Raw genomic sequence first — 22698 nt, forward strand, 5'->3', positions numbered from 1 at the left:
TCGCCGGAACTTTGCAGAACGAAATATTCAAGATTAAATATATCATAATTTAGATAGGGCAAAAAGGATGAATCCACGGATTCACCCTTTCTGACGCTTGTTGTCCCAATCCCTATACCATTTGACAATCTCCCGGCTCGGTTTCTCCGCAACCTCTGCTTCCATGACCGTTTCCAGCAATACATACTGTCTTTGCACCAGAAAATGAAAGCCCATTCTATCCGATATTTGCATGTACAATAATTGCGCTTGCTCCTCTAACGGATAGCGGGTGCAGACCTGTTCAATATGCTTGAAGGCCTGTTCATATTCTGCATTCCCCATATACCAGCGGACCAGATTCAGCTTCAGCCGAATCCACTGCAGCTGGAATCTCTGCCGTTCAAGCTCCGCCCACACATAATCGTACCCCTCCAGATATTCGCTCTTGAACAGCTTCAGGATTCGTTCGTATTCGGGCAGGGTGTCATTCGAGAGCTCTAACCCCGCTTGGATAAAGCGGTCAAACTCATCAACGTCCAGGCAGATGCCATTCAGCTTGAGCAGATAGCCGTCCGCCGTATTTTGCAGGAGAATCCGTTCTCTGCTGAAGGGCTCCAGCATCTTGCGGATATGATACACAGCCGTATATAACTGCGGATAGGCCCTGTTCGGATCAAAATCAGCCCACAGCAATTCAATCAGGGTAGCTTTACTGACCACTTTGCCGCGATGATGCAGTAGGTAAAAGAAGATTTCCTGCGCCTTCGCCGTTCTCCATTGCAGTGACGGAAGCTCCTGACTCCCTTCGTAGATCCGGAAGGCATCGAGCATCAGCATTCTCCAGCTTGTCTGCGCTGACGCTGCCCGGGCTGCCAGGCCAGGCTTCTGCTGAGCGTTCAATCTCCGAACTGTAAGCTTCAGACGGTCCGTATGAATCGGCTTAAGCAAATAATCCAGAGCATTCAGCTCAAAAGCCTTGATCGCATACTTATCATATGCCGTTACGAATACAACCTGCAGATCGGGTCTCCGTTCCAGCAGCCTTTCCGCCAGCTCAATCCCGCTCAGCTCCGGTAAATGAATATCGAGAAACACAATATCGGTCTCGGTCTCCTCTACCTTTTGCTGCCCTTGCAGCGGATCGGTATATTTGCCGATAATCTCAAAACACCCAAGCGCATGCAATTGGCGTTCCAAAGCCTTTAGTGCCAATTCTTCATCGTCAATCAGGATTGCTCTCATTCGGATCTCCTTCGCAACTGGAAATCGGTACGGTTTTATAACCATTATACTTTAAATTTAATGATTTAGGGGCTGGAGGAGAAATGATCTCTCCTCCAACCCCTATCCATTTATTCTGTAACCCGTTGTTCCTTCTGTTCACTGTCGATCCGGTACTGATGGTCGATGACAGCCTCCTGGATGTCCAGGTAGGCCCAATGATTCTTGGAGACATCCGGGAATTTCACCGCATCTGCTCCATGGAGCGGGCCGCGGTCAAACATCTGATTAACAATGACTACTGCTTCCGCACGGGTCAGATAAGCATTCGGCTTGAAGCTGCCGTCCGGATAGCCCTTAAGCAGGCCTGCCGACACGTTGGCTTCAATTACCGCCTGAGCCCAATGTCCAGTGGTATCGCTGAAGCCCGATTTTCCGTCAGCCGGTACGGCAAGCTTCAGGTAGTTGGCAGCAGCAGCGGCCATCTCTGCTCTCGTAATCGGTGCATTGCCCCGGAATTTCCCGGCCGGATCCCCCTTCATCACGCCCTGTGCATTCACAAAGGCAATGGCTGCTGCCGCATAATGGCGGACAGCCACATCCGGGAAGGGAGAAGTACCTACAGCCGCACTAGCATCATAGCCCAGATTCCGGGCAATCATGAGCGCCATCTGCGAGCGCGTTACCCGTTCGTCCGGCTTGAATTGACCATCCGGGAAGCCAACGATATAGGATACATGTGTAGCAGGCGACTGATTATTGAAGTTAATAATCGTAAAGGTACTGAATTTGTTTACCGAGAATTCCAGTCCAAGCAGTCCCTCTTTATAGGTAACCGCTTTGCCTTTGACAACCTCTTTCGTGCCGTCGGTATGTTCAATGAAAATACCGAGCTGTGCGAGGAATGCATTACGTGCCGCTTCATTCGCAGGCAGCTTCACATCTCTTAGCGGCAGGATCAGGGTTACCGCCCTGCTGGACAGGTTCGTCTCAATGGTCATCGGTCTGGCGACCACTTCGATTTTGTTGTCCTTGGCCACTTCGCGGACCACAGCTTCAAGCGTGGCTCTCTTCTCGATTTCACTCCGCTCTGTTGCACTTCTCACCGGCACCAGCCGGAAATAGAAGTCTTGTCCGATGCCTTCCAGCGATTCATTCGGAACACGCACAATTGCGTTCTCCGTATAGATTTCCAGTACAATGCCGTTCTCTTTCAGCAATTTGGCGGTTTCCGCCGGAATCTGGACATTCACTTCGCTGACATTGTCCGCCGCATCCGGGATGACTACACGGGCAATACTTTGTCCCGTCTCTTTCGCCATCTTCACCGCTTCTTCAGCCTTATCCTTGGTGAAGCGGACCAGATCAGTGATCATGCCATTGCTTTGAGTGGTACGCTGTACCGGCACTTTCGTGATGCCAGCCGCATTGGCTCCGCCGATGGCCACATCCACCTGAATCACTTCGGTCTTGGATGTTTCAGGAGCTGCTGGAGCCGGAGCGGAACCTCCGCCTCCGCCTGAAGATACAGGCTCTTGTCTGGTAACGATTATCGTATAAGTGTTCGTTTTTCCAGCAGAATCCTTGACGGTAACCAGAACTTCATTCTTGCCTACTTTTAGAGGGAGCGCTTTGCTCCATTGACCGTTCGTAATCTCTACCGGAGCTTCACCGGCAATGCTGAGTGTTACCACCGCACCCGGATCAAGTGTAACCGGCTTGAATGACATTTCATATACACTGTTCGCTACGGATACATCATAGCTTGCAGTTTCAGGCTTGAACTCAGGCTGCAGTGTGCCGCTCGAAGGATCAAGCGATACGAGCTTCCCGCTTGCGCGGATAACCTGAATCTGGTATTGCCCCAGCTTAACGCCCGGACGCTTCGCATCCACAATATCTACCTGGATGATGTTCAGCCCTTCCTGAAGCGGCAGCTTGCTCCAGTCTCCGTCAGGAACCTCTACACCGTTCAAGCTAACCTTGCGCAGCGTATCGTTGTCTCCTGCCGGAGCAAGATTCAGCGCAATAGAACCCGTCTCATTAGGCACGGTCGCCTGATAGCCGCTTGGTACATCCGGCTGGAAGGCTGGACTCAGCGATACCGGCTTATCCCCTGCCGTTAATCCCAGACCGTTCTCCGGCAGCTTGCCGCCGTCTGCGATATATTTGCTATCCCCGCCTAGGTCAATGCCCGGCTGCAATCCTGTAAGCGGGTTATTCTTGTTGCCGTTCTCCGTTACATTGCCAAGCTCCGGATCGTAGCTGAGCATGCCGCCGTTATGATCTGCGGGAATTGAAACGATAAGTTCATTGCCGTTAATCTCAAAAGGTGCCTGAAGCGGCACGCCGCCGTAAGTGAATCCGGCCAGATCGGTCAGATCGTTGATCGGCTTATTAAACACCAGCTTGAGCTGCCCCGCTTCGGGATAAGCAGCAACGAGCTGAAGCGGAATCACATTGTTATTCTTCGTGATGCCTGACTGCTCCCCGGCCTGGATCGGCTTCAATTCGTTTAGAACGTTGCCTTCAGCCGTAACATTACCGGCAGCGGGATCGTACCCTACGATCAGCGCATCATCTGGACCGAGCGCTTCCTCCAGAACGACTTCTACTTTATCGCCCTGTACGGACTTCACAGCAATCACTTTCCGTCCATCGACGGTAAGCCCGGTGAAGTCAGCATCGGTCAACGCAGAACCAACAGGTTGGTTGAAAGTCAGTACCGCGTGATCCGGCTGGCCTTCGTTTACCGCCACATGGGTCAATTCCAGCTGCGGTACCGTGAACGGCACCAGCTTCGTTTCTGTTCTTACTTCATCGCCGAATGTCTTAGTCGAAGTCACCGCCACATGGTAGGAGCCTGGTGCCAGCGGACCCGGCAGCTTGGTATCCCATTTGTAGACATTATCGGTGACAGTAATTCCCACCTCAAGGTCAAACAGATAGGCATCGGGATGGGCGTCTACATTATAGACAGCAGCCGTAACTACCGAGTCCAGCGCAGCTTGTCCGCTTACCGGGAGTGGGAAGTCTGCTCCATATACCTCGGTTCCATTTGCAGGTTCTTGGATCTGCAAAGAGTCACCGAATGGACCATTCGCGATCAGGGTAAAGTCTGAAACGGGCTCTTTCCCCGGTGTCTGAGCCTCGATTGCCGATTGTGCGTCATCGTATTCGATTCTAACCACAGGGTCATTAACCAGCGGGCTGGCCAGAGTCAGAATAATGACACTAGGATCTTCGGACGATACTACAGCATTCGTAACATCAACCAGTTTTCCGTCCAATGTCACTCTGAAGTCGTCTGTAGGGTCCGCATCGTTTCCATTGAATTTGACCGGTTTGTCAAACTTTATGGATACCTGATCGTTTCTTCCGGCTGTATAGCTCGCACTGTCAGCCACAGGCGGCTGCTTCACCAGTCCCTCAACCGCATCCGCCACGCTCTTGCGGGCAGCCTCAACCTCTTCAGGAGAAGCATGTTCATCTTCAAGAACAGCGTTGGCATCATCTACTGCCTTTTTAAGAACGGCCAGAGACTGCTTCGTATAGACCTGCGGAGCGAGGTCGAGAATTCCCTGCGCTTCACCGGCATCCGTTTTCAGCGGTGTTTTATCCACCAGTGTTATGGTTGTGTTAATGCTGGTGTTGGAATCGCCTGGCATGCCGCCGTATTCAACAAGGTAGGCTTTTACCACCTGACCGCTAGTTGGATAATCATTCCATTTACCGTTTGCAAAGATATGCACTACATGTTCGAACGTGGCGTCATTTGGCTCCCCAGCATCCCAGTTATTGTGCATGATATGGTTACTGCCAAGACCATATGTGTCATCCGTCACCTTGGCGGAATCATTCAAGCCGCCTTGAGCGGCATAACCTTTATAGAAGGGAAGGCCCGATTTGCCTTCGTACTCCAACTTTCCTTCCGGTCCGGTCACCCAGCGCCAATCGCCGTAGCCGTTATATTTGTTGCTTTGCAAGGTGAAGACCCGCGTGTTGGCTCTACCGTTCGCATCTTCCGTCCGGGCTATGTCTTTCCCGCCAATCCAGCCAATCCCCTGCGCCTTTTCAGCAATAAAAGCGTTCTCATCCGGGTCGGTAATCGTCACAAGATACCCTTGGCGACCATAATAACTCTTCTTCTCGGCATCTGCCTTGGCTTTCGGCCACGTGATACTGTTTTCTTCTCCCACATACTCATAGAAATGGCCATTTTTATTAAAGGCCGGGACAGGACCAAGACCGAAAGTCAGACTGCGCTCTCCTGGCGATGTCATTGTAAATTCGGCGTTCTCCAGTACATTCTGATAAACTTCGGTCGAAGCCTCACCTTTTAATATATATACCCCGTTGTTCCCGCCGGAGGTAGCTGTAATTCCTGTACCGGCCGTTACGAATGTAATCTTGTCACCTGACTTATATCCGTTAATGACAACCGTAGCCCCTGACATCATTTCACCCGCTTCTGCGGTGATAGAGAGCTCAGGGAATGTTAATTTTACTGCGCCGGAATCCTTGGTGAAACTCCGGTACTTCTCTGAAGTAAAAATTTGTTCCGAACCATCATTCTCCGCTACAGCCGCATGAGCCACGGGTCCGGCCAGCGCAAAGTTGGCAGCAACCAGCGCAATCGACAACGAGGCTGCCAGAGCACGGGAACCTCTTTTATTCCATTTCTTCGATGTTGTCATCTTTTTTTTGTTCTCCTCATCTAAAGGGACTTTTATGGGATCAGCCGACACTTCCTATTGTTCATAGACCGCTTGCCTATTACCTGTAAAATCCTCCCTTCCTTTGCAGGCGTTCACCAAATCGTGCGATACGGATACCGACAGGTTGTGTATAATAATCTCTTAGTTTCTAATACTATCCGACAGTCCTCTACATTAACTCTACAAATCCCCTTTTTTGTGACAAAGATCATTGCGTAATTACGAATTTCCTCCCAACCTTGTGTTGCGGTTCATTTGAAAAGTAAAAAAGACACCCCTAAGGGTGCCTTCGCTGATCTTGCGGATCGCTTATTTCGTTAATTCACCGGGATAACCATCTTCTGAACCTCCTGCACCCCGGGCTTAAACCCAAGATTATAGTACACAGATTCCGCATCATTTCCCTCCATTACATACAATCTCAGCAGCGGATAAGTCCCCTTCAGAGTGGTAAGGGCTCTTTGCAGCATACGTGTAGCCAGTCTTCTCCCACGATAGGCCGGATTAACGCCAATGCTATAGACTGCGGCCACATCATCCTGGAGACACAGCCGGCAATTGGCAATGAGCTGTCCCGTCGCCTTATCGAATACCAGCGTGGAGGCCTGTGTTAATTTTTCATTAGAGTAACTAGGATCAGTAGGCAGGAAATCTTTCATAACCGTTTGCTTCCGCCGGGTTGCATCCAAGCCCTCTCTAAAGCTCTCGAAGTCACAACGGGCAATCTCTTCTGTGAGAATAAACCGCTTGTCCCCGGCCTCATTCTCCTCTACTTCGGGACTTTCAATCCGCAGATCATCCTCCCAGTCCACTTGGAATAGTTCTGTAGGCCGCTGCATCCAGCGGCATCTGAATTCATCCGGCCAGAAGCCTGCCCGCGCGTATAGGTGAACCTGATCCGGCAGAACCTCATAGGTCCGTATCGGTTCCTTCCGGTCAGACCACTGAATCAACAACTTTTTAAGCTGCTTCAATATTCCGAATGAATCGTTAAACGGAGGGATTACAAAGAGATGGTAGATCACATTCGGTGACATCCGAACTCCGCCGATTCTACTCTCCCCCTTGTATATCCAAAAGGCATTCCTGCGCGGATTCGCATAGCTTTCCTCTCTAAAAAAACCGTTATACTCCATGTTATAATAGACGGAGCAATATACTCCCCACTCCTCGGGCTCTGCTCTCCGGATAGTCCATTCACCATTTAAATCGTAGGATATCGTATCTTCAGACCATTGCTTTACACTCATCGTGCACTCCTCCTTATACCTCCAGCCATCCGGCTGCACTCACATAGACCTTCCTTTTGATCTTAACAAGGCCACGTGCCCATTCAAATATAGGAAACTGCTATAAAAAGACTCTACTGTTTGTTGTTTTCTCAAATATAGGCTATATTGTCAGACCACAACTGTCTTATAATGGAATTGGGCGGGATTCTTCGGTCATTTATGAACGCGCGTTCACAGACCTGCCTGCCATCTATCATGAGGAGGAATGGTTATGCAATACGGTCATTTTGACGACAAGAACAAAGAGTACCTGATTACGAAGCCGAATACGCCTGCTCCTTGGGCCAACTATCTCGGTTCGCCGGAATACGGTGCGATTATCTCTGGTAACGCCGGGGGCTACAGCTTCGTGAAATCCGGGGCCAACGGACGGCATATCCGCTATCACTTCAACTCCAAGGACGAACCTGGGCGCTACATTTATGTCAAAGACCTGGAGAACGGGGATTATTGGTCCGGCTCCTGGCAGCCGGTAGGAAAGGATCTGGAGCAATACAAGTCCGTCTGCCATCATGGAACCGGTTACACGAACATCGTCTCAGATTATGACAACATTCATACCGAGTCCTTATACTACGTACCGCTGAACAAGACCTATGAAGTATGGCGCATGAAGATCCGCAATGACGGCACTGCGGCTCGCAAGCTGGCCCTCTTCGGCTTCGCCGAATTCACCAATGACAACAACTATGAGCAAGATACCGTGAACCTGCAATACACGTTGTTTATTTCCCGGACCTACTACAAGCATGATAAAATTCTTCAAGTCATCAATGAAAACATCGCGGGAGAGCAAACCTGGAGATTCTTCGGCGCGGCCGGAGCAGAGGTGGCCGGTTATGACGGGGACCGCGATACGTTCCTTGGAGATTACCGCAGCTACGGGAATCCGCTCTCCGTGGAGAACGGTCAATGCTCAAACTCGCTGAACTATAATGCCAATGCCTGCGGTGCCCTGCAGCTCAATGTGGAGCTGCAGCCGGGGGAAGAGAAGGAAGTCGCCTTCCTGCTGGGACAATATGATGAAGAGGGAGCCTCCGGCATTCTTAGCCACTACCAGGATTTGTCCGTGGTAGACCGGGAGCTTGAAGAGCTGAAGACCTTCTGGCACAGCAAGCTTAACCGCTTCCAGGTGCAGACCCCAAGCAGCAATCTGAACCATATGATCAACACGTGGAATGCTTACCAGTGCTTCATTACCTTCATCTGGTCGCGGGCTGCCTCCTTCCAGTACTCCGGATTGCGCAACGGGCTCGGCTACCGGGATACGGTGCAGGACATCCAGGGCATTATCCATCTGGACCATGAGATGGCTCTTGAACGCCTGCGGCTGATGATCTCTGCCCAGGTGTCCAATGGCGGGGGGCTGCCGTTGGTGAAATTCGACCATAATCCGGGTCATGAAGGAACACCGGACGACCCTGAATATGTGCGGGAGACGGGACATCCCCACTACCGGGCCGACGATGCCCTGTGGCTGTTCCCGACGGTTATCAAGTACCTGAATGAGAGCGGGAACTGGGACTTCACGGATGAGGTCATTCCTTATTCAGATCAAGGCGAAGCAACGGTGTATGAGCATCTGCGGCAGGCGCTTCAATTCAGTCTCGACCGGATGGGTGCCCACGGCATGCCGGTTGGACTTCATGCGGACTGGAACGATTGCCTGCGGCTTGGCGCCAAGGGTGAATCACTGTTCGTGGCCTTCCAGCTGTACATGGGCTTCAAGGTTTTCATGGGCATCGCGGAGAACAAGAACAAGCCGGAGGATGCCGCATGGGCGCAAGGTCTGCTGGAGGAGCTGGACGGTAATATCCAGAAGTATGCCTGGGAGAACGACCAGTTCGTCCGCGGCTTCACCGAGGACAACTATACCATCGGCTCGTGGGAGAACGATGAGGGCCGGATCTGGCTCAATCCGCAGAGCTGGTCGGTGCTCAGCGGCGCGGCCCGCCCGGAACAGGCCAAACTCGCCATGGACAAGGTCTATGACAATCTGCGGACCGACTACGGCACGATGCTGTTCTACCCGCCGTTCCGCAAATATGGCTTGCCGGTAGCACTGATGGCGCTGTTCAATGCCTCAACAAAGGAGAACGGCGGCATCTTCAGTCAACCGCAGGGCTGGCTCATTCTGGCAGAGACGATGATTGGTAACGGTGAACGCGCGTTCGAGTATTTCCTGAACTGCAGCCCTGCTACCATGAACGACCATGCGGAGGTCCGCAAGCTGGAGCCGTACGTCCATGGCCAGTTTGTAGAGTCCAAAGACAGCCCGTACCAGGGCCGGGCCCATGTCCACTGGTTGACCGGCACGGCCTCCACCGTCATGGTCTCACTGGCAGAGGGCATTATGGGCGTTCAGCCGCAGAAGGACGGCCTCCGTCTGGATCCGTGTGTCCCTTCGGATTGGACCGACTTCTCCATGGTGCGCGAGTTCCGCGGGAAGAAGCTGAACATCCAGGTGGAGAACAAGCACGGCGTCCAGAAGGGCGTCTCCCGCATCGTGATCAATGGCGAAGAAATCCAGGGCAACCTGATTCCTGTGTCCCGGATGGCGGCAGAGAACGATGTGCTGGTTGTGATGGGCTAGCTTCAAGCCGGTCCAAGGAACGGCATAGTGTATATACGAAGAAGGAGAGCAGCCCTGGCGGGCGCTCTCCTTCTTTTGGCATCACGCATCATGCTACTTCAAAATCTTATTCAGCTCTTCTGCCGACTTCTTGCTGTTCGCTCTGGCATAGAAGTAGAACGCAACCGTATGCAGGATCACGGATAACAGCAGCATTCCAGGCCACCAGGCACTGATGGAATCGAACATCTCGACAGAGAACAACCACACCATGCCCATTCCGCCTGCAATACTGAGAATCGATCCAATAAGAATATTCCACAGCGGCTTCAGAGTGAAGTGATTCCACAGCACATTGTACATGACGCCGAATAGCACAGCAGCGATGGCGGCGATGCCCGCCAGACGCCACAGATACAGCATCTCCACTGGCTGATCCCTGAAGAACACCGTTAACAGCAGCGTGACCCAGAGTGAAGTAAGGGTAAATACCTGAAAGAATGCTTGCTTGAGCTGATTAGCCATGATAACTCCTCCTGAAATGATTGATATAGTAGCGGCTGACCGTATAAGAACTATCATTCGTCAGCAGGACTTCCACCCGCGCATTAGCGGTTGCCGAGAATTCTTTGATATAGCGGGTATTGATGATGGTCTGGTTGTTGATCTTGATGAACCCGGGCGCATCCAGCGCATCCAGCGCAAACTTCAGCCTCGTGTTCAGCAGGTACATCTCTCCGGTAATGAGCCGCACACTGCACATCCGGCCCTCCGCCTCTATGACTGCAACCTTGCCCGCTTCCAGAGTGACCTGGCGGTTATTGCGGGCATTGATGACGGTGATCCGCTTCTCTGCCGCCTGAAGGGCAGCCTCAAGGCGTTTCCATTGTTCCTGTTCTGCCGGATGCGTAACGACCTTGGCCAATCCCCGGTCCATCCCGCTGTCTGCTTCAAATCTAATCTCCAACTGGCACTGCCTCCTCTCAACACCCATATTATTATCCTAAAAGCGTCTTGACCATCAATCTGCGTTTTCTTGCAGGAATCTGGCGTTTTGTTTCATCAGAGCGCTGCCGACAGCCAGCCGGACGCACGAACAAGACTGCCGGAAGCTTCCCGGCAGTCTACCTGAATTCTTTTATAACCTCGGATCGATCTCCTTCTCCTTCGTCACCTCGAACAACAGGTTCGCGGCAATCTGCTTGTAAGTGCTGTTGTCAGCCGAAATCTCCTCCAGCTTAATCTCTAGCAGCTGCTTACCCAATCGGTACTCGGCAAGAGACATCCGCAGCTTGGGCACGATGTTCTTCTGCTTCATCAGCTTGGCATATTTGTGCGGGAACCGGTAATCATAGCCGTAGATAATGGACAGGTACCCTGGATTACGGACCTTCAGGTAAGGGACCACTCCCGGCTGCTCGCGCTCCGGCTTGATGACGATGCCCTCCATCTTCCGCTCAACTGTAATAGAGGCGAAATACTCCTCGGCCTGGCTGTAAGCCTCCGGTTCCTGCAGATCCAGCACCAGGATCTCATCGTCATTCAGGAAGCGGTACTGCTCCGAGGTTACTCCCTCAGGCAGCCGTTCCTCCCCGCTCTCCAGCACTTCCTTCAGGATGGCAAACGGCTTATACGCAAGCTCCGCATCCCCAGCATACAGCTCCAGCTGCTGCTTATACACCCGGTACGCCTCGTCCCGCTGGTCAAGCCCCACATAGGCATCCCGGATGCCTCGGACATGCTTATACGTCTGGTATACGTGAGCGCCGTAGCTGGTGTTCAGCGCTTCTTTGGTCAGATGATGCTGGTCCTGCTCGAACCCGCTGGCTTCATACGCCTGGATCAGCTCACCGAGCGATTCCTCGAACCCGTGCTGCCTCAGGAACGCAAGCTCGTTCTCCAGCGCCCGCCCAATGGGCTGGAACTGGCGTTCAATCAGCCCTTCCCCTAGCGCCTTCCAGGGCAGCAGCTCCCCGTCCAGCAGCAGCACACGGATGCCCTGCTCCGCCATATACGTTCCGAACCGGTCCAGCAGCCCTTCATAGACCGGCGTTAGATCGACAGCCTTGACCTTATAACCGTTGCGGCTAACCGCGTAGCAATGCTCTACGTCCCGGTACAGATACACCGTGCAGCGCGATCCCATATATTTAGGCTGAAGGACCACCTCAGACACCCCGCGTCCGGCAAAATAATCCAGACCCTTGCGCAGTGACTCCAGCTCGCCTGCTACTTCATCCTTATCCGCTGGCGACATCGTCCCGGAGATGAAGTTAACCTTATTCTGCGAGGAATAGTGCAGTCTGCGCATGGATTCCGCATTCAGCTCCTCCATAGAGACCGTGCTCACTTCGCGGAAGAGAACCGGCAATTCTTCCGGCAATAGCTGCTGCCGGGATCTATGGCTTTTGTAGAACGGCTTGAAGGTTATATGGACAGAAGTTAGCCCGTTCCCATGCACGGCTCCTGTGTCGAGATGAAGCTTGTTCTTGATGCGGAACGTCTGCTTGGCGGCAATATGTCCGAATAGATGGAACGGATGGTTCCCCTCCGCCTCCTCCTTCAGGAAGTCGAGCTGCTGCTCGTACGCAGACTCACGGTCCAGCCGGAAGTTGCGCTGATGGCGCTGCGAATACGCATCCAGCTTCCCGATGTATTTGTTGCGGCAAGGAGCGTGGGTCACATAGAAGGATGGCCCCCGCATCCCTATATAACGGTAAAAAGGCTTCGCACTCTCCACCAGCACGGAGAATTGACGGAACAGCTCCTCATCTTCCTGTAATACCTGATTGGAATCGAAATAGGTTCTCAGCAGCTCCGGCTCAGTCCCCTTGATCTCCCCCCGCAGGTACTTGTAGATGAAATTCTCATGGTTACCTATTACGAACAAGAAATGCTCCCGATTGCTATACAAGAACTCGATGATCTCCCGGGTCTGCTTGCCCTTATCGATCCAGTCGCCCGCCAGGATGATCCGTGTATTCTTCAGCTTATCCGTAGCGCTTAGCTTCCCTTCTTCAATCCGGTAGCCGTAGCTGCGCAGCAGCCCTTGCAGCTCTTGAACACACTCGTGTACGTCCCCGACCACAATGTATTCCTGCTCCTGCGGAAGCACCGCAGCGGCATACGCCTCCCAGTCCTGAATGTGCACCCGGTAATCCGGGTTCGGCCGCTTTTCCCCCGAATCATCAGTACCTTCCAGACCTTCCAGCAGAAAATCCTTCGCCCGCACCTTATGAATACTGTGGTAGCCCTCACGGGACAGCACTGGCAGCACTTCGCGGCGCAGCCGGTTCAGGTGGCCCGAGATCAGCTTCTTCGAGCGCTCCGAGGCATAATAATCCTCCCGCTTACGGTAATCGAACAGAATGACCTCCAGATTATACTGGTTCTCCTGGGCAATCGCCCGCACCTTGCTGCGGTAATCCTCGGCGAGACCTATCGTATCCATAATGACAAACTCCGCATTAATCGGCCAGGAGGTGACCCGCTTCAGCCGCTCAAACAACAGCGCGAACGTATGCGAGCTGGCCTCCAGCATGACCTGGTCGTATTTATCGTAATCGTAGCCCAAGAGCTCCTGACGGATCAGGTCTGAGGAGAGGTACTGCACATTCGTACGCAGACCTGTAGCGCTGTCCGCAAGCCTGAGCTGGGGGATCAGCACTTCTTTGGCAAAAGTAGACTTCCCGCACTCCGTCGCTCCCACCAGCATGAATATCGTGTGTACCTTCGTCTGAATGTCCATGGTCTAACCCTCCTGTCTGCGCACAATCGCGCTCTGCGAAGTACGAATGTCGCCTACCCGGTCACCCACGAGCGAGAACTCGGCTTCTACGCCCAGCCCTTGAAGTGTGGCAGTCAGCCACTCTTCGAACGCCGCCTGACCCTTTTCCCACTTGTGATCCTCATGCCGGAAGCCCTCCAGCTCATAGTAAGGATTGAAATCGGCATTCGGCGTAGTCACAATCAGCTGCCCGAAATCAATATGGCGGATGATCTGCCGGATTAGCGCTGCCGCTTCCGTCTCACTCATATGCTCCACAACCTCAGTCAGAATGACATCCACCTGCTCTCCGTTGTACAGCTCCAGGAAATGCTCCAGCGAGCGGAAGGTTACGATGTTATCGAGCTCCTTGGCCTTTGCCTTCCGGTTCACGACCTCCAGCAGCTCCTCGTTGATGTCCACCGCATAATAAGCGCCCTCGATCTTCCCGGCATACGGAATGGCGTAGAAGCCTTCCCCGCAGCCGATATCCAGAATGGGCTTATCAAACGGAAGCACACCTGAGATGAACGTTCGCCGCTGCATCGCTGTGCTGCCATACTCCAGACCGATCGGATACAGCTCCGTTTGCTCAACCGCCACCTTGTACCGCTTGAACTGCTCCCGGGTCTTCAGGAGATTCCGGGCGAACAGGCTGCGGATATAGAAGGGGACGTCCATCACGTTCAGACTGCGGATATATTTGTCCAGAATCCGGTCCGAAATATCGATATACTCATCCCCGAAGATCGATAAGAATAAGGACAGCACACTGACCACATGCAGGAGGTGGTATATGCTTTTGTGCGTAGTAATGGTCAGGGAATAGCTCTTATGTGCCTGATGCTCCAGGTTGAACGTGTAATCCTTCAGATGCTGCTCGAAGAACCGGATGTAGTGCAGCCGCTCCACATGAATCATCTGGATGGTAAAAGAGTGCTCATACCCCTCCGCATCCCGCTCATCCCGCGCCTTGAACGGGGTAGAGAAGAACTCATTCACCGCATTCAGCGGGAATAACGGGGTGTTATAGCGGGAGACATTGAGGTACTCGAAGCTCTCGCCTTCGTTCTTTTTATAGGAGACCTCATTGTCAGCATCCTTGAAATACACATTATAAGTAGCCTCATCCGAATACCAGCCGTAAGCGATACCCTGGCGGACCGGGCGAAGCTGCATGCCGCTCTGCGGATTCTTGCGGATGATGAAGCTCAGCTGCGGGTTCGTTGATCTCAGTTGTACAATAGCCATGATTGTCTTCCTCCTGTCGGTCGTTCATTATCAGCAAAACCTAACTTAAAGCTTAGTCGTCACTTCGGTGAAGTTTTGGACTTCCGGCCGCTGTTATGGTTGGATTTCCTGATTTAGACCGCCAATGGCGGTAGAAATCCAACCATAAAGGCGGTCGCTATCGCTCCTACAGTTCCAAAATTCCCCTTCGATCCTTTTCACTTTTAGTTTAAATTTAAATTCAACCCCCACACTTCCTGCAAGGCCTCCCGGAACAAGGCATCAAGCTGCCCGTCCCTATTGTCCGTCTTAGCACTCAGGTATGCCGTCGCTGTCTTCTCCAGCTCTTGCAGCTGCTCCTCCAGATACTCGTTAATCGCACTCAGCCGCGGCTCCAGGTCCAGCTCCTCTCCCGACTTCTTCCGGGCCAGCAATTGCTGCACAGCCTGCCACAACTCCCCGTCCCTTGGAATCAGCCGGTCTACCAGCACTTCGAATGCCATCGGCGGCATCTCCCCGTACCGGTGAATCCACTCACAGGCCAGCACCGGTCGCAGCACGTAGAAATACTTTTTGCTCTTGACCTGCGCCCCTTGAAGGTAATCCCGGTAGTTGCCCTTGGCCATGTTCAAGTAATGGTACATACAGGATTTCGGCGAAAAGGTATACGGTGAGATCCCCCTAAGCTGCTCCGCTACACTGAATTTCTCAGCATACTGTATTGGAGATTGCAGCCACTCCAGCAGCGGCGGGTTGGATTTACGGAACAGCTTCAGCGCTTTGCGCAGATCCCAGCCGCTAATATCCAGCATATTGTTAATGGGACGCTCTATGACATCCCGCTGGTCAAAGATCGATAAATACCACTCCGGCTTATGCAGATAAATGAACCGCACATCATAATCGCTGTCCTGTGAGGGGAATCCCCACGCACGGCTGCCGGACTCACAGGCATAGAGGATCGTCACTTGCTCCTCTTGTTCAATCTGCTTCAATTGCTCATGAATGAGTGTATTGATAGGGTTCATGCCATCCCTCCGTTCCAAGTCGGCTTCGCTGGCCTTATCTTCCCTCATTTTGCCAAGGAGGAACAGGGTGAAAGTATGGCGGCAGACAAAAATCTTCCATTTCATGCAACTCTGGTGCTTAATAGAGGTATTAACTATTACAACTCATGAATGCGCTACAGGCTGGAGGTATACATATGGCCAAGGAAAGCTTCGATAAAGAAATCCAGTTTCTCCGTATGCTGTCACTAGCCGGGGGAGCTTACAGCAGGCAGCAATTCGCCGAGCGGCTCGGCATTTCCGTACATACCTATGACAAAACGCTGCGCAATCTCAAGGAGATGGTGACCGTCCTGCAGCAGGATCTGACTACAGAACAGGGCACCGAGCTATCTGAATGGCTCCGCTACAATTACTATGAATCGGCCGATCCGCTGCTCCTGTTCCTGTTCCGGGCGAAATCGCTGAAGGAGACGGAGAGCATCCGGCTGACGCTGCTGTTAACCGCACTTCAGAGCGAAGAACTGACGGCCAAGGAACTGCATGACGGCTGTTGTGACCAGATGCCCGCCGATTCACCGCTGCCGGACGAGAAGACCATCCGGGGAGACCTGAAATACCTGGAGGAGGTCGGCGTGATTGTAAGGGTGAATGAGAAGCGTCCCTACCGGTACAAGGCAGCCAACGAACTGCTGGACCAGCTTACGGATGACGAGCTGCTCGACCTGTTCGATTATGTAGATGTCATTGCCAATACGCAGATTCCTTCTGTCCAGGGTTACCTCCTGCGTGACACCTTGAAGAAGGCACTGCGGATAAGGGACATTCTCCCCGAAGCCACGGAGACCCACCGGTACAAATATCATTACCATTCACGGATTCTGGATGAGGCTCATCTCTATACGATCCACGGGGCGATCCAGCAGCGGCGGAGAATCAAATTCCTCTATCTGTCGCCCAAAAAAGGCATGAACTACACCTCCCAGAACACCAATCCCCTCTTCGAGCGGGAATCGGCAGGGATTACGGACAGTCTGCTTCCGCTGCGTGTCGTCTACGATCATCAGTATGGGCGCTGGTATCTGATCGGCTATCACAGCCGGACCGGGATTAAGAAATTACGGATGGACGGCCTGACCCAGGTTGAAGAGGGCGAGCCTGTAGAAGAAGAGGAGTTTGCGCAGAGACTTCAGCAATTAGAGGCTCAGTTGGAGTATAGCTGGGTAACAGATACCAACCGTGCGGTGAAGGTCGCCGTCCGATTCTATAACCCCAGCCGGTCCGGCGCCAACTTCATCCGGGAGCGGGTCGAGGCGCAGGGGCAGTGGGGAACCATTACGGAGGAGTCCGATACGACCTTCCTGTACGAGATTACGGTGAATGAGATCTTTGAGATCAAGCCGTGGCTGCGGAGCTTCGGCTCCAGCTGCGAGATTCTGGAGCCCCGCTGGCTGCGCAAGCAGTTCATGGAGGAATGGAAGGAGATTAAGAGCTACTATGAATCCCTTTGAGAAAATATTCAACTTCCAGATCATCTCCCGCCTGGAAGAGACCGGCTCCCTGGCGTTAACCTCACAGGAGCGCTCCTGGCTGAAGACGATGCTGGGGCATCCGGCGGCGGCTGAAGCTTTTTCAACCGAAACCTTACGTAAAATGAATTCCCTGCTGGAAGCCGAAGCTTCTATTGAAGTAGGAGAGATTATCATCGAGAAGGCCCGCAGCAAGGAGCGTCAGGTCTATCATCCGCTGCTCCGCCCCCTGCGCCGCATCATCATGCAGAATCAGGGAATTCAGCTCACGTATGCGATCAAGCATGGCGGGGAACGAACCGACCCATCCGGCTTCCCCCACAAGCTGGAGTACAATATGTATAAGCGGGAGTGGTACTTACAGTGGTACAGCACCCGGCAGCGCTCACTCATGTCCACGAAGCTGCGGAACATTGTGTCTGCCGATTCCTCTCCCATCCCCGCCCACCGGATAGATGGCCTCAAGGCACGTATCGCCCGACTCCTAGACGGTCTGAGGGAATCCGCCTGCATTCAGGTCATTCCCGTCTACAATGCCGAGCTGTCGCGGATCTTGTCCACCTTCTCCTGCTTCGATAAGTCAGTGGCCTTCGATGAAGCTACGGGGATCTACCACATCACCGTCCACTACATGAGGGACGACAGCGAGTTCCTGCTCTCCCGCATCCGCTTCCTGGGTCTGCGCGTGAAGATCACCCAGGGCGAGCAGCTGAAGCAGCGTATGCTGAAGTCTGCGGAGATGGCGGTGGGAAGGTATGGGGAGATGGAAGAGTGAGGTCTTTCGATAGGTCGTTATCATTTAAACATGGTGCTCATCGGCCAGCACTTCAATCATCATCATCGTTCCGGCCTTGAACCCGGACACAAATGCAGCCGTCATATCCATTCCCTGCACTTTGGAATACAGTTCCAATAAAGACTCCAGTTCCTCGAACTCGCCCGAGGACAGTTTCTGTCTCCAAGCCTCAAGAGATTCAGTAATCTGCTTGTTAAGCGGGCGGTAATGAGGGTCTTTGGAGATCATATCTTCACCGGGGAATAAACTGCCATGATATAGCGATTCAAGAATATTCGGCATTGGGGCCTCCTTTCTAATATACAAAAAAAATTCGAACTGAAAATGCTCATTTTACGCATAAGCGTACCGAATACAAGGCAATTATACGATACGCTTATACGTAAAGTCAATAAAATATTCAGGATGAGTGAGGGATTACTATGGGAAAAAGAATAGTGGTAAACATAGCTGATTTAGCTAAAAAGCATAAGATTTCGATGCGGGAGTTGTCTAGACTATCGCATGTCCGCCATGCTGCATTAAGCGAACTGGCCAATGGAAAACGAGAAAGTATTAATTTTAGCCATATCATTAGAATTGCAGAGGCTTTAAATATTCAGGATATACGGGAGATTATTGATTTGGTTGATAGTAAAGAGAACGATTGATATGAAGATTATTGTACAAGCGGAACAGCTATTTTCATATGGCATGAATATTAAATTTGATTTAGGTGGCATGTAAGGCTATAATACGTTTAAACAATTAAACATTATAACGGAGTGAGCCATGAGCGAGCCGATAGGTAATCAACAAGTCATTGATATTTTCGAGAATCTAAGCCCTTATCTTCAAGGTCTGGGAGATCCCGTTCGCCAGCGAATCATATCGCTGCTCATTGACCGAGACAGCATGAACGTATCACAGATTGCAGAGCATGTTCCCATGTCACGCCCTACAGTCTCTCATCACCTGAAAATATTGCGCCAATCCGGGCTGCTGTCGGTTCAGAAAAAAGGGACTGAGATGTATTACAAACTGGAGTTCAACGATGCTATTGAATTGCTCAAACAGCTCGTTCATCTCGTAGAAGTGGAATGTCAGAGCTAGCGCACGCCGCGCTGGTGAACCGCATTCCTTTTCTTCACACTATTATGTTCAATAGTTTAAACATATAAGTACATAAACCTATAAACGGAGGTTAACAAATGAATAGAAAAAAGGTTCTCATCGCTGGAGGCTATGGTGCTGTAGGGGTACAGATTGCCCGCATTTTGCATGACAGGCACCCTGATCTGGAGTTAGTGCTTGGCGGTCGTTCTGCTGGCAAAGCAGCTCCTTTCCCATCGGACCGGGTGCACACGGTTGTTGTTGATACCCAGGCAGTCGATCCGCTGATTCACGCAGGAGAAAATATAACTTTAATCATTAATGCGGTGAACGATCTGGAAGACCGACTACTGGTAGCAGCAGTACGAAGAAAAATTCCACTCATTGATGTCACACGCTGGACAGAAGTTTTTCAGCAAGCGATCCGCACAATAGATCAGGAAGAGCTTCATGCCCCCGTGATTCTCTCTTCCGGATGGATGGCGGGAACGGCCTCCCTGTTTGCAATGATGCTCTCGAAATCGCTTCAGAACGTTGAAGTTAACATCCATGCCTTATACTCCCTGCGGGATAAGGCCGGCCCGGATTCAGCAGCCTTCATGGACCGGATGAGCATTCCTTTTCATATCACTCAATCCAATACGAGCCGGCTTGTCTATCCCATGACTGACCCGGTTAAAATACAGTTTCCAAATGGATACGCGACGCACTGTTACAGACTGGATACTCCTGATCATGTCACCTTGCCTCGTACCCATTATATCGATTCTGCCAGCTTTCGCATCTCCTTCGATCATAAGGTTTCCACTTATGCACTCGCAGGACTGGTCAAAACCGGAATATGGAAGATGATTAGTGGGGATCGATTCAAGCCTTTCAGACGGAAATTATTGTACAATCCGGGAACCGGGAGCGCTCATCACCTGGTGATTCTATTGAAAGGCATGGATGCGAAGCGTAACGTAGTGGAACGCAGGATGACTGTCTCCGATCCACTCGGTCAGACCCATATGACTGCGCTTGGCGCTGCGGTGCAGGCCGAAAATTTACTGCTGATGATGTCTACGGATGAGCCGATGGCTCCAGGCATTTATTATCCTGAGCACTTGTTCGATCACCGCATGGACATGGATGCAGTCACTCACTTTTTCACACAATACGGTGTTCAAGTATCTTATTCCTGATCCAGCACTATACTACCAATACGCCGCCAGAAAGAACGGTCATGATTCATGCGGTGAATATGGTACAGTTCATGAATCATGACACAATCCATCACTTCCAGTGACGCCATGACCAAGCGATAATGGAGTTAGGAGTTATATTATTCCACCACCAAATAATACAAATTAGCAGTACTATCCTTCGTAATCGTATGCGCGCCCGCCGCAAGGGAGATAGTGGCCACGCCGTTCGTTATGGGATAGCTTGTCCCATCCACCTTAATCTTGGTCCCCTCAGAGTTGAAGACCAGTGTTAGCGTCGAGGCTTGGGCTGCGTTGAACTGTATACTGGTGGCGCTCTCGATCTTCAGGCATTGCGTTAAGGTCAGTCCGTTATAGGTGACCGTTCCCTTGCTGGTGGAGAGATTGCCTTGAATGGTGAAGAAGCTGCTCGACGTACCAGATACGGTGAAATTGTGCACCGCCGCTCCCGGGGCAGGCGTCGCTGTTGGCACTGGAGTCACTGTCGGCACTGGCGTCGCCGATGGAGCCGGGGTCGGTCCTACGGGGCCGGAATTGCCTCCCACAGATACCAGCCCCGAGGTATAGCTGCGGATGGCAGACATTAACGGCGCATTGAGGGCATAGGATGCGTCGTCCACGGAGTTGTTGAACGTCCAACTGAAATCGCCGCCCCCTTGGCGTCCGGCTCCCGCTGTAACTTTCTGTTGTACTACGCTTACGTTATCGACAGCTGCTACGCTGACACCTGTATCGACCAGCGTATCGAAGTTGTTGTATGCTGTTCCGCCGACAAGTGCTTTGTACGAGCCGGGAACGGCTTCGCTTCTCGATGAGGCCAGGTAAGCATCGTGTGAAGCTGCGTTTGCCGGAGCTGTTCCGGTATTCGAGTTCGCATAGATCAGACTTGCCGCACCCGTGATACTGTTATTGAAGGCTTTGATCATCCCGCCGTTCTCCCCGGAGAACGTGCCTTCGCCCAGAGCATCTGTGCCTTGCAGGGAGCTTAGCATCGGGTTCTTGGTATTCCTGAACACATTTCCTTCCACGAAGGCCGAAGCGCCGGTAGTTACGCCGACACCGTATTTTGAGACGCCATCATAGAAGTTATTATACACATGCACCGAAGCCACTCTGATCCGCGGGTGACGGGAGTCGGAGTGGTCGAACCAGTTATGATGGAAGGTCACGAAGAATTCTGCAGACTCGCTAAGTCCGACCAGAGCTGCTTTGCCGGAATCGAAGTAATGGTTGTACGAAATGGTGATATAGGTGGAGCCCTTCTTGAGGTCGGTGGAACCGTCGCCCTTGGCCTGGTCCGCATCACTCCCCGCTGATCCATAGAAAATATCGTTATTATGCACCCACACATTCGCGTTGCCTGTATCCATGGAAATGCCGTCATCCGGGAATAACATCACGCCCAGGTTCCTTACCTCTACATTTCCGGTATACCTGAGCAGCATTCCCCAGCCGTAGGCAGTCGCATCTTTCCCTATTCCTTCGAGGGTAATGTTCATTTCCGTATAATTGGTTTTGCCTTTGAGCTCAAGATACCCGCTGCTGTTCAACTGTCCGCTCAGATCAGCAGCCTTCACTTGTCCGATGAACCGGATGGCAAGCGGGGTGGTATCATAGCCTTTTTGCCGAAGAGTAAGAATGCCGCCAAGACCTACCCCCGTCTGCACCGTACCCGAGCTGCTGACCACTACGGGAAGCGTTACAGTCTGTGCATTCTGAGAGGTGACATACAGCACCTGCGCCCCGCTCTTCAGCGTTCCATTGTCAGTATAAGCGCCGGAGCCTGTACCATATGGAGATTGGGCTGAAAAAGCAAACCCGGACCGGTCATACGGCGCGGCGGCCAGCGTACCCGTCACTGCACTTGCCGTTCCCCCGCCTGACAGCACGGCTTCCACCTTCATAACATAGCTTCCGGCCGCAAGGCCTACGGCATCTGCTCTCCAATAAGAGGCATATTTGCGGATCAGTTCATTATGAAGCTGCTGATACTGGGAATCTGCGGCGCTTGCCGCTTTGATGAATACCTTATATCCCGATGCATTACTGACAGGTGACCACTCCACGTAGGCAGCTTCATTTCCGCCTCCACTGCCTGTTACCGTAAGCCCCGCAGCATGTACTACTGCAGTCCCCCACCCGCTGAATAACAGAGTGAGTCCAAGAGAAAACAACAATCCTATACTGGTTACCTTCGCAACGATTCTATTCATTGATTTGCCTCCCGATTTAAATTTGTTGCAGAATACAGTTGTAACCGCTTGCAATAACCTGTGGAATTTCGGTGT

At 52.1% G+C, this 22698-nt stretch carries 16 protein-coding genes and 1 pseudogene; 6 read left to right on the forward strand and 11 right to left on the reverse strand.

Annotated elements, in window-relative coordinates; genetic code table 11:
- Positions 1 to 81: 81 nt before the first annotated feature.
- From MHH78_RS01315 to MHH78_RS01325, 3 genes are all read right to left on the reverse strand, one after another.
- A complete protein-coding gene (locus tag MHH78_RS01315) occupies positions 82 to 1224 on the reverse strand; it encodes a response regulator (RefSeq protein ID WP_341166403.1) in 1143 nt (380 codons plus the stop codon).
- A gap of 110 nt (positions 1225 to 1334) precedes the next feature.
- On the reverse strand, positions 1335 to 5900 hold the full coding sequence (locus MHH78_RS01320) for an S-layer homology domain-containing protein (RefSeq protein WP_341166404.1): 4566 nt from the start codon (positions 5898 to 5900) through the stop codon (positions 1335 to 1337).
- 338 nt (positions 5901 to 6238) lie between these two features.
- On the reverse strand, positions 6239 to 7171 hold the full coding sequence (locus MHH78_RS01325; protein WP_341166405.1) for a GNAT family N-acetyltransferase: 933 nt from the start codon (positions 7169 to 7171) through the stop codon (positions 6239 to 6241).
- A 253-nt stretch (positions 7172 to 7424) separates the two neighbouring features.
- Here MHH78_RS01325 and MHH78_RS01330 point away from each other — a divergent pair, with 253 nt between their 5' ends.
- Positions 7425 to 9806 carry a GH36-type glycosyl hydrolase domain-containing protein gene (locus MHH78_RS01330; RefSeq protein WP_341166406.1) on the forward strand — a complete coding sequence of 794 codons (2382 nt, stop codon included), beginning with the start codon at positions 7425 to 7427 and terminating at the stop codon, positions 9804 to 9806.
- A 93-nt stretch (positions 9807 to 9899) separates the two neighbouring features.
- On the opposite strand, the gene MHH78_RS01335 is transcribed toward MHH78_RS01330, so the two are convergent.
- From MHH78_RS01335 to MHH78_RS01355, 5 genes are all read right to left on the reverse strand, one after another.
- Complete coding sequence (locus tag MHH78_RS01335) at positions 9900 to 10310, reverse strand: hypothetical protein (RefSeq protein ID WP_341166407.1); 411 nt, start codon at positions 10308 to 10310, stop codon at positions 9900 to 9902.
- Positions 10303 to 10752, reverse strand: a complete 450-nt coding sequence (locus tag MHH78_RS01340) for a LytTR family DNA-binding domain-containing protein (protein WP_076077197.1) — start codon at positions 10750 to 10752, stop codon at positions 10303 to 10305. Before MHH78_RS01340 ends, MHH78_RS01335 begins: the two co-directional genes overlap by 8 nt.
- Before the next feature lie 171 nt (positions 10753 to 10923).
- Positions 10924 to 13533, reverse strand: coding sequence for a metallophosphoesterase (locus tag MHH78_RS01345; RefSeq protein WP_341166408.1), 2610 nt, complete (start codon positions 13531 to 13533; stop codon positions 10924 to 10926).
- Between the two features lie 3 nt (positions 13534 to 13536).
- Positions 13537 to 14802 (reverse strand): class I SAM-dependent methyltransferase, encoded by a 1266-nt coding sequence (locus MHH78_RS01350; protein WP_341166409.1) that lies wholly within the window; start codon positions 14800 to 14802, stop codon positions 13537 to 13539.
- A 203-nt stretch (positions 14803 to 15005) separates the two neighbouring features.
- Positions 15006 to 15809, reverse strand: coding sequence for a nucleotidyltransferase domain-containing protein (locus MHH78_RS01355; protein WP_341166410.1), 804 nt, complete (start codon positions 15807 to 15809; stop codon positions 15006 to 15008).
- Between the two features lie 176 nt (positions 15810 to 15985).
- Between MHH78_RS01355 and MHH78_RS01360 the strand changes: the two genes are divergently transcribed.
- Both MHH78_RS01360 and MHH78_RS01365 read left to right on the forward strand, forming a co-directional pair.
- On the forward strand, positions 15986 to 17299 hold the full coding sequence (locus MHH78_RS01360) for a helix-turn-helix transcriptional regulator (RefSeq protein ID WP_341166411.1): 1314 nt from the start codon (positions 15986 to 15988) through the stop codon (positions 17297 to 17299).
- Entirely contained in the window at positions 17286 to 18092 is an 807-nt protein-coding gene (locus MHH78_RS01365) for a WYL domain-containing protein (protein ID WP_341166412.1), read from the forward strand. The genes MHH78_RS01360 and MHH78_RS01365 overlap by 14 nt, the downstream gene beginning before the upstream one ends.
- A gap of 24 nt (positions 18093 to 18116) precedes the next feature.
- On the opposite strand, the gene MHH78_RS01370 is transcribed toward MHH78_RS01365, so the two are convergent.
- Positions 18117 to 18395 carry a DUF6809 family protein gene (locus MHH78_RS01370; RefSeq protein WP_341166413.1) on the reverse strand — a complete coding sequence of 93 codons (279 nt, stop codon included), beginning with the start codon at positions 18393 to 18395 and terminating at the stop codon, positions 18117 to 18119.
- Positions 18396 to 18535: 140 nt separating this feature from the next.
- On the opposite strand from MHH78_RS01370, the gene MHH78_RS01375 reads away from it, so the two are divergent.
- From MHH78_RS01375 to MHH78_RS01385, 3 genes are all read left to right on the forward strand, one after another.
- Complete coding sequence (locus MHH78_RS01375; protein WP_036726310.1) at positions 18536 to 18763, forward strand: helix-turn-helix domain-containing protein; 228 nt, start codon at positions 18536 to 18538, stop codon at positions 18761 to 18763.
- Between the two features lie 121 nt (positions 18764 to 18884).
- Positions 18885 to 19205 (forward strand): ArsR/SmtB family transcription factor, encoded by a 321-nt coding sequence (locus tag MHH78_RS01380; RefSeq protein WP_340945537.1) that lies wholly within the window; start codon positions 18885 to 18887, stop codon positions 19203 to 19205.
- Between the two features lie 98 nt (positions 19206 to 19303).
- A complete protein-coding gene (locus MHH78_RS01385; protein WP_341166414.1) occupies positions 19304 to 20389 on the forward strand; it encodes a saccharopine dehydrogenase in 1086 nt (361 codons plus the stop codon).
- On the opposite strand, the pseudogene MHH78_RS01390 reads toward MHH78_RS01385, so the two are convergent.
- Positions 20380 to 20514, reverse strand: a pseudogene (locus MHH78_RS01390) (M48 metallopeptidase family protein); the annotation flags it as partial. The gene MHH78_RS01385 and the pseudogene MHH78_RS01390 overlap by 10 nt on opposite strands.
- A gap of 15 nt (positions 20515 to 20529) precedes the next feature.
- Entirely contained in the window at positions 20530 to 22623 is a 2094-nt protein-coding gene (locus MHH78_RS01395; protein ID WP_341166415.1) for a pectate lyase family protein, read from the reverse strand.
- Positions 22624 to 22698 lie beyond the last annotated feature (75 nt).

Source organism: Paenibacillus sp. FSL H3-0333, assembly GCF_038002805.1.
Taxonomy (GTDB): domain Bacteria; phylum Bacillota; class Bacilli; order Paenibacillales; family Paenibacillaceae; genus Paenibacillus_AQ; species Paenibacillus_AQ silagei.

Coding starts and splice junctions, on each gene's coding strand:
- MHH78_RS01315 (WP_341166403.1), bottom strand. CDS start 1,224: ATGAGAGCAATCCTGATTGACGATGAAGAATTGGCACTAAAGGCTTTG.
- MHH78_RS01320 (WP_341166404.1), bottom strand. CDS start 5,900: ATGACAACATCGAAGAAATGGAATAAAAGAGGTTCCCGTGCTCTGGCA.
- MHH78_RS01325 (WP_341166405.1), bottom strand. CDS start 7,171: ATGAGTGTAAAGCAATGGTCTGAAGATACGATATCCTACGATTTAAAT.
- MHH78_RS01330 (WP_341166406.1), top strand. CDS start 7,425: ATGCAATACGGTCATTTTGACGACAAGAACAAAGAGTACCTGATTACG.
- MHH78_RS01335 (WP_341166407.1), bottom strand. CDS start 10,310: ATGGCTAATCAGCTCAAGCAAGCATTCTTTCAGGTATTTACCCTTACT.
- MHH78_RS01345 (WP_341166408.1), bottom strand. CDS start 13,533: ATGGACATTCAGACGAAGGTACACACGATATTCATGCTGGTGGGAGCG.
- MHH78_RS01350 (WP_341166409.1), bottom strand. CDS start 14,802: ATGGCTATTGTACAACTGAGATCAACGAACCCGCAGCTGAGCTTCATC.
- MHH78_RS01355 (WP_341166410.1), bottom strand. CDS start 15,809: ATGAACCCTATCAATACACTCATTCATGAGCAATTGAAGCAGATTGAA.
- MHH78_RS01360 (WP_341166411.1), top strand. CDS start 15,986: ATGGCCAAGGAAAGCTTCGATAAAGAAATCCAGTTTCTCCGTATGCTG.
- MHH78_RS01365 (WP_341166412.1), top strand. CDS start 17,286: ATGAATCCCTTTGAGAAAATATTCAACTTCCAGATCATCTCCCGCCTG.
- MHH78_RS01370 (WP_341166413.1), bottom strand. CDS start 18,395: ATGCCGAATATTCTTGAATCGCTATATCATGGCAGTTTATTCCCCGGT.
- MHH78_RS01375 (WP_036726310.1), top strand. CDS start 18,536: ATGGGAAAAAGAATAGTGGTAAACATAGCTGATTTAGCTAAAAAGCAT.
- MHH78_RS01380 (WP_340945537.1), top strand. CDS start 18,885: ATGAGCGAGCCGATAGGTAATCAACAAGTCATTGATATTTTCGAGAAT.
- MHH78_RS01385 (WP_341166414.1), top strand. CDS start 19,304: ATGAATAGAAAAAAGGTTCTCATCGCTGGAGGCTATGGTGCTGTAGGG.
- MHH78_RS01395 (WP_341166415.1), bottom strand. CDS start 22,623: ATGAATAGAATCGTTGCGAAGGTAACCAGTATAGGATTGTTGTTTTCT.